Here is a 15,187-nt window from a genome sequence, read left to right as displayed (position 1 = left end):
TTAAATAACAGGGGCACTATGATAACCTTACTTACGGTCCTTTTTGGTATTTTAAGATCACCTATGCATTCGCCGATTGCTGAATATATGCCTTCGGGCTCATGCCAAACTCCTTCTTAAAGCACCTTGTGAAATATTTAGGGTCGTTGAAACCTACGGCAAAAGCCGCCTGGGAGACCGTCATTTGCTCAAATATGAGCAGTTTTGCCCCTTGTTTCATCCGGCAGCTCCGGATAAATTCATTCATTGACATGTCGAGCAAGGATTTCATTTTATTGTAAAGCCAGGTTCGGCTTACTCCAAGCTGATGACAAAAATGATCAATATCCAAATCTGGATTTTCTATCTCTTCTTCAATAATCGCCTTCACATTTGCTAAAAACTCCTGATCCTGAGGGCTTAACCCATCACCAACTTCCTGAATACCCACCCAAACATCGCTTTTGAACTGTTCAATCAATTTTACCCGTTTGGAAAGGATGTTCCCCACTTTCAGGAAGAGCTCATCAATTTTAAATGGCTTGACCAAATAATCTGAAGCACCCGCTTTAAGGCCGGTAATTTTATCTTCGTCTGCATCTTTAGCCGTAATCAGAATAATCGGAATGTGGGACGTATTGATGTCCTCTCTAAGTTTTTTACAAAGTTCAATTCCTCCCATTTTGGGCATCATGATATCTGAAAGTACCAGTTGCGGATGTTCCTTTTGAATGATCGACAAGGCCTCAAGTCCATTTTCAGCATATAGCGTATGATATTCCTCCTGCAGCTGTGACACCAAAAAATGGCGTAAATCAGGGTTGTCTTCCACAACAAGTATTTTAGTTTTAAGCATCAGGTCTGCACGTTCTGATTTTGAAGGCTTTAATTTCGCCTCATAAGGTGGTAGCTGTACTTTTTTAGATTCCTTTTGAGGAGCCTTTTCAAGTTTCAATGGAATATAAACGGTAAAGGTAGTTCCGTGCTCATCGGGATGATCCTGAATAAGTTTACTCTCCACATTTATGTTGCCGTCCAATAAATCTACCAGTTCTTTCACCAATGCCAGGCCAATACCGAATCCTGGTGTGTTCCCATGCCCCGACATACGATAGAACCGATCAAAAACACGCTCAAGCTCTTGATCTTCAATACCAAAACCACTATCGGAAATTTTAAATTCTATTCCCTGATCCCATACTTTAGCCTCAAAAATAACCTCTCCACCCTGTGGTGTATATTTGATCGCATTATTGAGTAAATTATAAATAATTTTATTCAACACATTGACATCGCATTCGCAGGATAAACCCTGTACGTGGTTTCTTCCGATCAGCTGAATATTTTTTTGGAGGGCCAGGTGACTGAAAGAATGACGGATATTTTCAAAATGTTCCCCAGGATTCAGCTGTTGCAAGTTAAGTTTCATCACGCCACCATCAATTCTTGAGAGCTCCATAATTTGCTCTACCAAAGACAACAACATTTGTGCGTTTCGTTCAATGATTCCCAAATGCTGCATTTCCATCATGGTCAGGTTCTTGGATTTTTTCACCTCTTCCAGTGGCCCGACAATCAAAGAAATTGGCGTCCTGAATTCATGGGAAACATTGGTAAAAAAGTCCGATTTTACCTGATCTACCTGTAGCAATTGTTCAGACTGAATTCGTATTTTTTCATAAGCGCGCGCATTGCTCAGTGCAATAGAAACATAAGAGGCGATGTTTTCCATCATTTGTAGATGGGTATTTGTATAAGCACCATTTTTGTTGCTTATGGCCACCAATACCCCTCGAATTTTCCCTTTCACCCCCTTTATAGGTACATATATGCCTGATTTAGGGCCATCGTCCAATTTATATTTTCCCGATGGATTTTTGAGCAGCTCGGTCGCTGTTGCCTGCAAATCATTACTCAGCAAGTTTTTTTCATGCGCCAAAACCCAGGCGGAAAGTCGCGCATTTTCCTCCGGATCAATTTCGTCTCTTGAAAAATCCTGCTCTTGGGTTTTTATCCCCCAGAGGTCCAATCTACCTGTTTTTTTGTTACGTTCCCCCAGCATGAGTTCATCAACGGGCATCAGTTTACTGATCGCAGCAAAGATATTTTTGAAAATATGTGAAAACTCGACATCAGCCGTTATGGCACGCCCCATTTGCCCCAGAAGTTCCACATTTTTCTTTTGTAGCTCAAGTTCATTGGATTGCTCCTGCAGCACCCGATTTTGTTCCATCACCATACTTTGCTGGGCCTGCAATTCTTCATTAACTTCTTTAAGGTCTTTTGTTTTGCTTGCCACAGTCGCGGTCAGAAATTGCTTGCGCTGCTTTAGGTTTCGGATATAGATTAATATTCCTCCGAATACCACTAAAAATAATATGCCAATACTGAGGCTACGGAACCAAAAAGTCTCATACCACGGCGGCAAAATGGCTATCGGGAGTCGACGCACTTTAGGCGACCAAACCCCATCTGAATTGGAGGCCTGAGCCTCGAGCAAATAGCTCCCCGGAGCCAAAGAGGAATAATCAATATGATTGATCCCATTTCGCAATAAATTCCACTTTTCTTCATACCCCTTCAATCTGTAACGATACTGAATTTTTGAAGGAAAATTATAACTCAGGGTACTCAAATAAAGCTTAAAATTATTTTGCTGATTGGGCAATTGTAACTCCGCTGTTTTATCAATACATCGCTCAATAATTTGATGGCTGCCGACCTTTTGCTTTGGGAGCAAATGCTGTTGCCCAACCACGAGATCAGTGAAATGTACTTCGGGCTCGGTGATATCCACCTGAATGGCCTTGGGATCGAAACGGGTAACCCCCTTGAAGCCGCCAAAATACATCATTCCATCCTCATCTTTATAAAAGGCACATTCATTAAACTCATTGGCGGTTAGCCCATCGCTTTCGGTAAAATTACTGAATTTTTTCCCCTTGATATCAAACCTGCTGATCCCATTATTTGTGCTCATCCATAAATTACCGAACTGATCTTCGAGTATCCCATGGACAATATTGGAAGGTAGGCCATCTTTATAAAAATAGGTATTGACCACCTCGTAATTGGTATTCAATTCGGTAATTCCAAAGCGAGTACCCAGCCAGGTGGTTCCCATAAAATCCTGGTGAATAGATCGGATTTCATTATGCGAAATACCGCTGTTTTCTTTGGTAACCTGTTTTATTGAATGATTATTTGGCCGATAAATAAATAAACCGTCGTTGGTAGTCCCCACAAGGATCTGTCCTAAATGGTCCTCAACAACTGTTAGGACACCCCCAAAATGTAAATCTATATCGCTAAATTCATCCTCCAGATTTTGGAAAATTTTGCTTCCTTTTTTCTGATAAATCAGTCCACCACTGATCGGTGCAAAATATACCGTTCCATCTTTCGCTACGCAAATGTCCCTTAGTGACCAGGCGGGAAAACACTCAGGGTCATTCGGGTCGTGATGATCATAGTGCGTGAATTTTCTCGATTTAAGGTCGAGGGTGCTGATTTTCCCTCTAAAATAGCCGACCCAAATTTTATCCTCGTCAGGAGTCAGCACCCCCACAATATTGGACGCAAAGCGGCTTCCTTCCTGCTTGAGGTCTATCACCTTATCAATCTTAAAATCCTCCTTAAACTGATAGAGGCGGTGTTTGGTACCTACTAAAATTTTATCGTCATGCTTATAAATACTGTACACCTCCGAATCCGTTTTGCCTTTGTATTCAAAATAATTTTCATTGAATGCCTCAAAAGGCGGCAGGTGCACATTGTTTTTTATGACCCCGCCCTTGGTCGTTCCAATCCATAAAATCCCCGAGGAATCGAAAAACATCGACTGAATATAGTTGGTCGTATAGCCATGGTGCTTGGAGTCTTTTTGATTATACTCGGTAAATTTTCCCGACTCCGAATCAATATGAATTAAGCCCGTTTGAAGGGAAGTACTCGAAGCCCAGATATCTCCCTGCCCATCCTGTAAAACTTTCGTGGCCGTGGGCACACTATAACCTTTCATATGGTTTTTTATCAAATTACCCCGATAATCTAACTGGTAAAGGCCATCGTCCATCGCCAGCCAAACATCACTGTTATGGGCAATCAAAATATCATAAACGTTCAAATCCCGATCCGTCAATGCCAAATGGTCGCGGGCCAAAATACGTTTATTCTCAATCACCTCCATTTTTGACGATAACTGAAACCTGAATAAACCGCTTTCTTTGGAGCCAATCCAATAAGTATTGAACTGATCTTTTTTGATAATGCGAATATGGGCTCCTAAAAACTCATCACGATACTGATAAATTTTATTAGTGTTCAAATCTATAATATTCAATCCCTGATCTGTTCCAATATGCAAGTGGTTCAGTGATTGATCATAAAACAAGGTACTGATGTAATTGGAGGTCAGGCCTCCCGTGCTGGCCTCCCCTTTCATATACTGAGTAGCCTGAAAATCTGCATCTACCCGATTTAAACCATAGCGGGTGGCCAGCCAAACACTGCCATCGCCTGTTTCACAAGTAGCATATTCATTTTCTACCACACGATTGGTCGGCCCCATATCATTGGAAAGACCGCCTGGGGTATCGGGACTTGCTACTAAATTTTTAAAGAAAGAGACGTCCGGGTCATACACACTTACCCCCCCGCCATCGAAGCGAACCCACAAACGATTTTTTGAATCTACATATATTGAATTAATCCAGGAATCATGCAAAGATTGACGATCCCCTTTTACGGGTCGAAAAATTTTAAACTGATACCCGTCATAGCGCACGAGACCATCCTGAGTGCCAAACCACATATAGCCGGAATGGTCCTGTACAATGGCATTAACGGTAGAGTGCGAAAGGCCATCTTCACGGGAGATCGTTTCAAATTTGGTGCGATCTGCTTTGGCTTGATAAGCACCAAAAATCCATAAAAAAATAAGGTAGTAGTACTTCATATTGACAAAAAATAGTTGAATTGCCTGCTAAGGGCAATGATAACTTTACAAAAATAGGTCATTATTCTCCACAAAATTTATAAATAAAAATCCACCTATCCCGATACTGATCAATGTTTTATCCTGATTTTTTGAATATATGACTGATTTTTCACCCCCACGGAATAATCATCCACCTGAGTTGTTCGCTTTGCTTCCCTCGAATTATTTTGCCGTTCTGTTCAAAATTGAATAGCACGGTTTTATTCGGAATATATTTCCACTGTTTACTGTTTTCCCAGGGTCGTTTGCGCGCTTTCCTGAATAATTTTGTCACTATTCGCAGAAAAAAAAGCGCCTGACAGGCGCCTTTATTTTATTATCTATTGATCGTAAGCACGGAGGTTATCGATTACGAAAAGCGGCTGAGATCAACAATTGAATACTCGGAATCATCCAAAATTTACACAATCCGAAAGTCATCAACAGTCGCGAAATTATTGATTAGCGCTAAGAGTGCCATAGTTGATTTGCAGCTCCTGCCCTTCTTTTAAATTGAGTGGAGCTGTAAAAGTAATCTGCCACATATCGTTTTTTGACCGAACCTTATAGTCGTCAACCGGCAGGCCATCAAGGGAAATATTCAACAGCCCCTCTCCTTGGGTCAGGCTTACCGGAAATTTCAATTGCTCCAAGTACAACTGTCGGGTCAGGCAACTTAATTTTATAGCAGTCCCCTGCTTGAGGAAATGCCCTGTGCCACTATTCGCACTGAAGAAGTAACAGAAATTCTCCTCTTCGAGTACTGGCCGGAAAGTATATCGGTTTTTCACCAGCTGATAACCACTCATGGCATTGATAATTGCCCAGGCCGACATCGGTCTATAGTAATGCCCTCCAAATTCCTGGTGGTCCCAATACAAACCTGAAGTGCGATAGCGATCATCGACAGATTTCACCACTGCCTTGCCCTCTTCCACCATTCCTTCACGAATTAAAAAGGAAGCAAAGGCCAATTCCACACCCGTCCAAGGTGTATTGGCTTGGTCTACCCACAAATTTGTATTGGCCATCGGGAAAAAATCAAGGTGCTCAGGCCAGGTACAATTTCGAAGGTAGTTATTTTCTATGTAGGAGTAATCAAGGATGGTTTTTAATGCTGACGCCACATGAGCTTTCGGATATTGCCGCTCCAATCCGGCCTCCAAGGCCACCCATTGCCCAAAAAGCTGATCTGTCAGGCAACCCTCATCTTTCCCCTTCTTTCCCAAATAATCATTCGACAACCGATAGTAGCTGCCATTCCACAGGTGCTCTTCTATAAGTTCAATGGTATTTTCAGCAATTCGGCCATATTTCCGCTGCCGCTTTTTATCCCCCATATCTTTTGCCCCAATGGTCATCATTTCCATGGCAGTAACCCACTGGGTGGCAATATAGGCAGACAACCCATGCATGGGGAAATTATCATAAGAACACATAATCCCGTGCATGTCCGGTACCTGATCCCCCGTAAGGTCTTTTTCCCGCAATACATACTCGGCAGCTTTCACCAATGCAGGCCACATTTCCTTCAAAAATGCTTCATCCTTGGTGAACAAATAATCACGCATGGTCAATTGAATAAAATTAGGGGCAAGATCCACCCGTTCAAATACCCCGAAAGTTCCATTCTGATTAAAGTCCAAGTCCGCTCCCAGTCCATGGTTAATCTCGCCTTCAGGGGTCTGATTATCTCGGTGTGCTTTCACCATATTGTGGTGTAAATCTGGGAACAAATTTAAAATGGGCACGGCGCCATATAGAGAAACATCACTCGTTGCAAAAGGTCCCCATGATTGATTGTTGGTCAATCCTTCGCGAATGGCAAACCGGCCTTTCTGATCGAAGATGGAGGAAGTCACGAAAGTGTTCAGCTGAGCATTCACCTGATCGAGCATATATTGTTCCATGCTACTGCTGTACAAATGGGCAATAAAATCATCTGATTTTTTATGTAGGATTGCCTTTTCCTTGACCATATAAGCAGCTAATTCATCAATTCCACTGAAATTATTGGCATAATAGTTCCCCACGATTTTCGTCTTTTTCACCGGCAAAACATATCCTTTCGGAGCGTTAAGCAAGCCATTATCACCCTTTGGTTTTTTCTCATGCACCCAGCCATAGGCATTGGGGAAATACCAGTTCAGGAAAAAACTTGCATTGGCAGGGGCGTCACTTTTGATGGTTTTGGTGATACCGATGGCACTTTTAAATAGCTGATTATTATCGTACTGATTTGCCCACGCAATCTGTTTTCCTTTTTTATTGGTAAACAGGCGGTTTTTGGAATCATCAATATTACCAAGTTGGTTATTTTCAAGCAACCGTTCATAATAAGGATGACGGTGTGCCCACCCTAAATAATAAGAGACCTCGTCGCCGCCAATTGCCCCAAGGGCCATGTTACCTTGCGTATCGTGATTTTCGGGCAAGTTACCCGCGCTGTGTACAAAATACTTATAATCATCCGTCGTCTTAATGGTTGAGTTCAGGGTTTTATTGGGAATATCATAGCCCACTAAATTCCGCAATGTCCCGATGATACAGACTTCTACAGGCTCAGCCACTTTCGATACAATTTTAAAGTCAAAGTAAGCGCCCGGAATAGCTGAGGCGTCAGGATCATGGGGTACAAAAGGGGAATAGGCCTCGAGAAAGACATCGAAAGGCATATTTTTATCGGAAAATTTCATGTTAACAAAAGGAAAGCGCCCGCTGTAGGAAATCTGTTCTACAGAGCTCAACCAGGGGAAGTAATATTCCGGAGCTTCATTGAGTAAGCCTCCATAGCTGTTGTCATTATTGATCTGCAGAAGTTTAATGACCGGCTGCTTACCCTTCAGTTGATATTTGACCACAAAAAACAAATGGGCGTTTTCGTCTCCAGCATTGGGTTTGGTGGGCAGGTCCAATAGCGGGCCGGCACCCATCGGATAATTATTGAAAATGGTCCAATTATAAAATTTCCCATCCTTCCGCAGCTCTACCGATCCCGTTCCCAAACCGCCGAGTGCAATACCACTTTTCGATCGTGCCTCAATGCTATAGTGCTCCTCCAGGGCAGGCTTTGGCCCTTGCTGCGCTATGGACTTAAAATGAAAAAGTAATAAAAAGCCATAAAAAAAATATTTCAATTTGTTCATCTCTCCGCCAGTTAAATAAAAGATATGCAATAAATTCAAACCCAATATCGGTGAGAGAACAGCGAAGTTACGATCATGATTAAATTGAATATGAGGATAAAATGTTGGGCAGCAGAATAATCCACTCAATGTTGAATTCTGTCCTCCGTTGTTGGGCACCTTAGGCTTGCCTCTAATCAGCTTGCCGCCCTATTCCCCCAATTCGGGCTAATATTTTCCCCAGAGAAATAACCAATATTTCACCACCTACAAATATTCACAGGAGGATAAAACGGCCATTTTTCTCGTCGAAAAAATCACAATTATTGCACTATTCAACATTTAACAAAAAATTACCTATCCACTTAATTTTAAGCCATTTAAATATATAGATCCACCGTTATAAAAAAAATTTAATGGACTTTGATAATGGTTTTCGCGAAGCCTTATTTATACTATTAAATCTTTTTTTAATATGAGACATACCCAAAAACTACCTCCTACAAAACTATTACTCCTGTTAGGCATATTTTTATTGAATGCCTTAGCCGCCACGGCCTCAGAAATCATTCGGGTTTCCCCCATCAGCGACCAAATCCTACTCCTCTATATTGAAGATGGATTTATTGATACCTATGGCATTGGCGAAAATGTTCCCGACCATAAAACCTATCATGAACCTACGGACCCTCAACAACTATATGTATTAGAAAATTATACGATAACGAGCCCCGACGACAATAATTACAGCAATGGCAAAAGCCCTATTCACGTCGGCAGGAAATCAAAAGCCATTCATTACAACGACGAATGGTCTGCTGTCCCCTATGTGATGGGGCATTGGGTCTACATCCGATTGCCTCACGCTTTGCAGGCCTATAAAAATTATCAGCTTCAGCTCGACCATATAGTCGGTGGTGAAGGCCGCAAATCTTTTTACTTTGATCCGCAGCAGCTTCGTTCAGAAACCATCCACGTCAATATGGTGGGGTTTCCGGCAACGGGCCCAAAGTATGCCTACCTTTCCCAGTGGATGGGGGATTTCAATTCCGAACCACATACCAATGGTGGGCTTCATCTCGATCAGTACAATGGCCAGACCTTCCGCTTGGTGAATTACAATACCAAACAAACCGTCTATACTGGCAATATTCAATTACGAATGCGTAAGGATGTGGCCGAAACCTCCAACTACGATTTTGCCCCTGATTATAACTATACTAAAGCCGATGTTTGGGAATGTGACTTTTCCAACTTCAACACCGCCGGCGAATATGTGGTTGTGGTGGATGGTTTGGGCTGCTCTTATCCTTTTGAAATTGGGCAAGATGCCATCAATGAACCTTTCGTCTATGCCATGAAAGGGCTCTTCTGGCAACGCCAGGGTATCGTGAAAGAAAAAACCGATGGTACAATAATGCCCCGTGACCATCACTATAATGATATCACATGGCTATGGGATAAAGATTACCTCCCGGGCGACGACCATTCCGGAGAGGGGTTTAACACCGCCACAGCGCAGCAGGTAAATGGCATATATGGCTATTATATGGACGCCGGAGACTGGGATGGCTATGTGCATCACGCCAAAGTACCCATGGCCTTACTGATGCTCTATGAATTAAGCCCAGAGACCTTTAAAGATGGCGATGTGGGCAACCGATACAAATTATCGGAAAGTGACCAATGGATTGATGAAGGTAACAATGGCATTCCGGATTTGCTGGATGAGGCCGTCTGGCTGATCAACTATTATAAACGTTCCAAGGATATTCTTAAGAACAATTATGGAGGTACGGGTGGTGTACCTGGGTATGTTGGCCGAGATGGTGTCCCGGGGATTAATATTACCGCCTGGCAGGATACCCGGGACTGGTACCTTTCCGGAGAGTCGGCCTGGCAGACCTATTATTATGCGGGCCTTTCTGCTTATTACGCCCTGTGTCTAAATAAATTCCACCAGCTTACAGGCAGCGGAAATCATCCTGAGTTTGAAAGCTGGAAAAATGAGGCCATCAACGCCTACTCGTGGGCCAAGGCACATCCGCAGAATACAGACCTGAGCGACACCAAAAATGAGGAGCTTCGGGCCAAAGGTTTCGCCGCTGCATCGATTTATCGACTCACCGGCATCGCCGAATATCAGACCGACCTTAAAGCCTACTTCAACTGGGAGACCAAAAAGAATGATGGCGAGTGGTCGAATCAGAACACCATTGATGTTTGTCAGGCATTTATGGCCATGATTCCCGACGGGCACCCCAATTTAGACCAAAGTCTGAAAACCAGCTGTACCGCTGAAGTATTGAGAAAGGCTGATGATTTCAAGGTAACCCATAATCAGACCAATGCGTTCCGACAGGGAATTGAAAGGGATCAATTTATTCAGATTGGTGGGGTCAGTACCCCGCGCCTCACACTGGTAACAATTGCCCACCACCTTACTGGAGAGCAGAAATATGCCGATGTAATTCACAATAGCATGAATTATGCCCTTGGGGGCAACCAAATGAATATGGTATACCTGTCGGGATTGGGGGAATTTTCTGACCAATGGGTCTTTAACCCCAATGGCTGGCTCACGACCGATATTAACAGTATGGTTTACCCTGCCAGACCCGACATCGGTTATACCACCTATTTTGGGGCGACAAACTACTGGTGGTACATTTCAATTTCTTCGGAATACTGGTCGCGGTCAGCATCCTACCCAAGTGCCATAGAAAACCCAACTGCATGGCCGGGAACGGAGCAAAAATTCTTTAATCAATATAGTATTCAAGGCGGGGAATTCACCATTCACCAACAGAACAGCTATATGATTTTCAATACCGGATACCGAAAAGCCCTTGCCAATGTGGTCGGGAATGGTTTCCGTGTACCTGCCCTGCCCACAGTGGATTTACAACTTAATGATCAACAATATATTTCCGGAAACAAGACCGTACTTACGGCTTCAGCTTCAGAAAACACCCGTTATGTGAGGTATTATGCCGACTGGAAAATGATTGGGGAAAGTGATCAAAAATCCAATAATTACAGGGTGGAATGGTCTCCGTTTCTACCGGCCAACACCGCCGTAAAAATTACTGCGGTGGCCATCAGTGACCGCGGCCAATGGAGTAAATATTCCACTTCCGGAGAGGCCGAAGTGATGATCAATAGTGATGGTGACACACAGGCCCCTTCCAAACCTGCAGGTTTGTATGCCTTCGATGTTGAAGCCTTATCTTATCAGCTGGCATGGCAGCCTGTATCAGAAAACGACAAACTGAAGCATTATGAAATACATATTAATGGCGCACTTGCGGCTACCACACCACAAACCAGCTATAAGGTAGAAAATGCAGACCCCTCGAGCACCTACAAAATAAAAATTGTAGCTGTTGACCGAACTGCCAATAAGTCTGCGGCAAGTGATGAACTCACCGTCAACACCCCATCAGTCCATTTGGGCGACGGCACCATTTTTCAGCAAAGTGCAGATGCCGACGGGCTGGCACAAATGGAAGCGGAACATTATTCTTATCGCGCAGAGGGGAATGGCAATTTCGATGGCAAATTCTGGCTTGAACATGAAGACCCCGCGGCAAGCAATGGGGTTTATATGATGGTTAATGATGACAATAATAAAAACAGCGCAGGCACGCTCAATGGGCCAAAGCTGGAATACCTCATCAATTTTGTTCATAGTGGTACGCATTATGTATGGGTAAAATGCCAACCGGATAATGCGGCTGATAATTCCGTGGTGCTGGCTTTCAATGATCAAAACCTCGGAGACTGGAGCCTTGGCGACCACCCCAACTGGGTTTGGCGAAAGTCTGAATTGACCATTTCAGCCACTGCAGGTACGCAAAAGCTCGGAATTTATATGCGGGAGGACGGCACTAAAATCGATCAGGTGGTGGTGACTAAAAACCCAAATTACCAACCCGGATCGGCTCCATCACCAATCAGTGCCATAATCAGTGCCCCAGCTGAAAATACTGTATTTGAGGAAGGTGAAAACATCAATATTCAGACCACTACCACCGGAGATATCCATTTGATTTCCTTCTTTCGGGTAACGGATGGCGAGTGGATATTTTTGGGCAATGATATGAGCAGCCCTTTCAGCTGGGACGCCGCTGACTTTCCCGCCGGAGAACATCAACTGGTCATTTCTGCAAAAGACTTTAATGATAATGCCACCCCTTATTACTTTGTCAATATTACCGTTGAACCCTCAAACCTGGCTTATAGACAGCAGGATGACGGTTTGGTGTTTTTTGAAGCCGAAGGATTTATGCGGGAGGGCACCGGAAATGGCAACTATGCGGGCATGTACTGGAGCAGCTTTAATGATGCCGGCGCGAGTGAATCGACCTATGTCATGGTTAATGACAATGGCAACGCCAATAGCAGTAATTCCCTAAACGGGCCTCATTTATTGTTTGACATTGATTTTGTGAAAACTGGCAAGCATTATTTCTGGGTACGTCACCGGTCGAATAACGGCGCAGACAATTCCATCATCACGGCATTAAACGGCCAGCGGATCGCTGACTGGCACCTGCCTGACAATGCATCGGATTGGATCTGGACTAAATCAAGTGCGACCTTTAACGTAGAGCAAACGGGGGTACAAGAATTTGGCGTATATATGCGCGAAGATGGAACGCCGATCGACAAAATTGTGCTGACCACCTCATCAACCTACAAGCCTGAAGGTTACGGACCTGAAAATCTTCGGGAATTCACCTCCGACACCAACGAGCTTCAGGTAAGTCCAAATCCCAGCCATGGTCAGCTGACCATCAGCAGTGAACAGGCCATACGGCAAATCAAGATTTTGGACCTTTCAGGGAGGGTAGTGAAAACGGTCACCGTGAATCAGCTGAAAACAGAACTGCAGTTACCCTCAGGGATCTACACCCTCGAAGTAACCACCGATCAAGCGGTCAGTATCAAGAAAGTGATCATCTATTAATGCCAGAAAAAAAGAGGGCATGGCCTGCAGGCTGACCGCCAAAAAGCAAGCCCTCTTTACATAAAAAAGGTGTGCTATGGACTGACGAAACCGTCGGCACAAAGCACACCTTTTTTTATTATATCGACCAAAGGACGGGCGCTGCACAGCAGAGGAATCTGCCTTGCTCCAGGTCTGAAAAGCATGTTGAATACTAAAAATTCGACCGCTGGTAAAAACGATCAAGTAGTATTCTGAGCGAATAGATTTAAGCACCCAGCATGCCACATGATTTTCTTGGCCACAGATTAAACCGATACACTACGTATTTTCAGGGTAGCATCCTTAAATTTGCTATACGCATAGTTAGCAGGTCATCAACCAATTTGGGCGTATTCAGTGAATAACATCATCTACGGATAAAATACAAGACGATAATTTAAGGTTATAGCACTACAAAATAAACCCAGGCCGCAGTCTACTTTTGAAAATCTGAAAAGACTGCCCCTTACAATTTATTGCAGTAGCACCCCGATCAAAATTCATTTTTACCCCTGAGCCCATCAAAGCTTTCCATTTCCGTTTTCCATTAACAGGAACCGTTACTTCTACCTCCTCCGCACTTGGATTAAGCACTACCAAAATTTGCTCCTGCCCCATGGTGCGTGTATAAATCAAGGGATAGGCATCCGTTTTCGCATATAATATCTCATAATCCGCCTCAAGGCCCAAAGCCTGTTCTGTTTTTTTCAGTTCGGTCAGGCGCTTGACCACCTCATACAAACTGCCTTTCCTTTTCATGGCCTCTTCAACGGTTGGGGAAGCCGGATCATCAGGGACGGGAAGGTAAAGCGAGGATTTTTCGGCGGAGGAAAAACCCCAGTTGGCCGACGCATTCCACTGCATGGGTGTCCGGTTTCCTGACCTGGTCTTGAAAGCGCCTTCCACAGCAAGTAAATCATCGAAAGGTTGCTGGAACATCCCAATTTCATCACCATAATAAACGAAAGGAATATTAGGGAACGTAAACTGAAAGGCATAAATCACGGCTAAATCCTGCTCGCTTCTGCCATAATTCCGCACCCGAACCATATCATGGTTATCTACCGGAATAGAAATAAACCCCTGACCATCAATCGCATTGTACTGCTCCTCAAAGGCCTGCAGGAAGGTCGTGATATTTCCTTTGCCGGAGGCTTCAAAAAAGCTATGCTGTGAGGTATCATTCTGGTGAAACCACGGCTTATGGTAAAGGTCTTCATAGCCACGAAACCAATGCATAAAATCTGCATGAAATCCCGAGGCTATTGCTTCCTGCGGCTCTCCCCATTCAGAAATAAGTAATGCCTGCGGATGGCTTTGATCAAACCACTGACGAACATCGGTCCAGAAATCTTTCCCCGCACTGCTGGCCATGTCCACCCGAAATCCATCAGCACCTTTATCGAGCCAGAATTTTAGGATGTTTTTCATTTCACTTTTCAGGGCCACCACATCAGGGTGATCCACCGGTAATTGCCAGTCATATTTCAGCTCCTCGGCAGGAAAACCAAAATTCAGTTTGGGCTGACAAAAAAAATAGTTTGTCATAAAGGCCCCATTTCTCGGGCCGTAACCTACAATAAACTGCCCTTTATATTCCGCGGGAATCCGCCAGTTGTCATCCGTCCATATATACCAATTTTTATACTTCCCCTCTTTTCGCGCAGAAGCTTTAAACCAGGGGTGCTCCTCGGAAGTGTGCCCCACCACAAAATCCATAATCACTTTGATTCCCCGCTTATGGGCTTCGCTGAAAAGTTGCTCCGCCTCCTCGTTAGTGCCATACCTTGGCGCCACTTTGTAATAATCGGCCACATCGTAACCGGCATCGCAGAAGGGTGATTCATAAATAGGGCACAGCCATATTGCATTGATGCCAAGCCCCTGCAAATAATCCAAAGAAGAAATAATGCCCTGAAGGTCCCCAACACCATCCGCATTGCTGTCCTTGAACGTTTGTGGATAAATCTGATAAAATACCGCATGGGAAAGCCAGTCGGGATAGGGGCGCTTTTGCGCATAACTTGGCGGCAAAATAAATAGAAGTGAGATGAATAAAGTGACGAATAAACGCATGACAATAAAAATTGAAAATGATTAAAAATTGCAACA

General features: G+C 43.8%; 4 protein-coding genes. 1 reads left to right on the top strand and 3 read right to left on the bottom strand.

What is annotated here, in order from left to right:
• Nucleotides 1-61: 61 nt before the first annotated feature.
• Entirely contained in the window at nucleotides 62-4,936 is a 4,875-nt protein-coding gene (locus tag AABK40_RS20840) for a two-component regulator propeller domain-containing protein (protein ID WP_338399100.1), read from the bottom strand.
• Nucleotides 4,937-5,412: 476 nt separating this feature from the next.
• Nucleotides 5,413-8,103 carry a GH116 family glycosyl hydrolase gene (locus AABK40_RS20835; protein ID WP_338399099.1) on the bottom strand — a complete coding sequence of 897 codons (2,691 nt, stop codon included), beginning with the start codon at nucleotides 8,101-8,103 and terminating at the stop codon, nucleotides 5,413-5,415.
• A gap of 454 nt (nucleotides 8,104-8,557) precedes the next feature.
• Here AABK40_RS20835 and AABK40_RS20830 point away from each other — a divergent pair, with 454 nt between their 5' ends.
• Nucleotides 8,558-13,054: a cellulase N-terminal Ig-like domain-containing protein gene (locus AABK40_RS20830; RefSeq protein ID WP_338399098.1), complete on the top strand. Its 4,497-nt coding sequence runs from the start codon at nucleotides 8,558-8,560 to the stop codon at nucleotides 13,052-13,054.
• A gap of 432 nt (nucleotides 13,055-13,486) precedes the next feature.
• On the opposite strand, the gene AABK40_RS20825 is transcribed toward AABK40_RS20830, so the two are convergent.
• Nucleotides 13,487-15,151 carry an alpha-amylase family glycosyl hydrolase gene (locus AABK40_RS20825; RefSeq protein WP_338399097.1) on the bottom strand — a complete coding sequence of 555 codons (1,665 nt, stop codon included), beginning with the start codon at nucleotides 15,149-15,151 and terminating at the stop codon, nucleotides 13,487-13,489.
• Nucleotides 15,152-15,187: the final 36 nt, after the last annotated feature.

Origin of the sequence: Persicobacter psychrovividus (assembly GCF_036492425.1) — a bacterium.
GTDB lineage: Bacteria > Bacteroidota > Bacteroidia > Cytophagales > Cyclobacteriaceae > Persicobacter > Persicobacter psychrovividus.
This window is presented reverse-complemented; position numbering and strand designations above follow the sequence as displayed.

Excerpts from the sequence above, each read along its gene's own strand:
- AABK40_RS20840 (WP_338399100.1), bottom strand. The coding sequence starts at position 4,936 with ATGAAGTACTACTACCTTATTTTTTTATGGATTTTTGGTGCTTATCAA.
- AABK40_RS20835 (WP_338399099.1), bottom strand. The coding sequence starts at position 8,103 with ATGAACAAATTGAAATATTTTTTTTATGGCTTTTTATTACTTTTTCAT.
- AABK40_RS20830 (WP_338399098.1), top strand. The coding sequence starts at position 8,558 with ATGAGACATACCCAAAAACTACCTCCTACAAAACTATTACTCCTGTTA.
- AABK40_RS20825 (WP_338399097.1), bottom strand. The coding sequence starts at position 15,151 with ATGCGTTTATTCGTCACTTTATTCATCTCACTTCTATTTATTTTGCCG.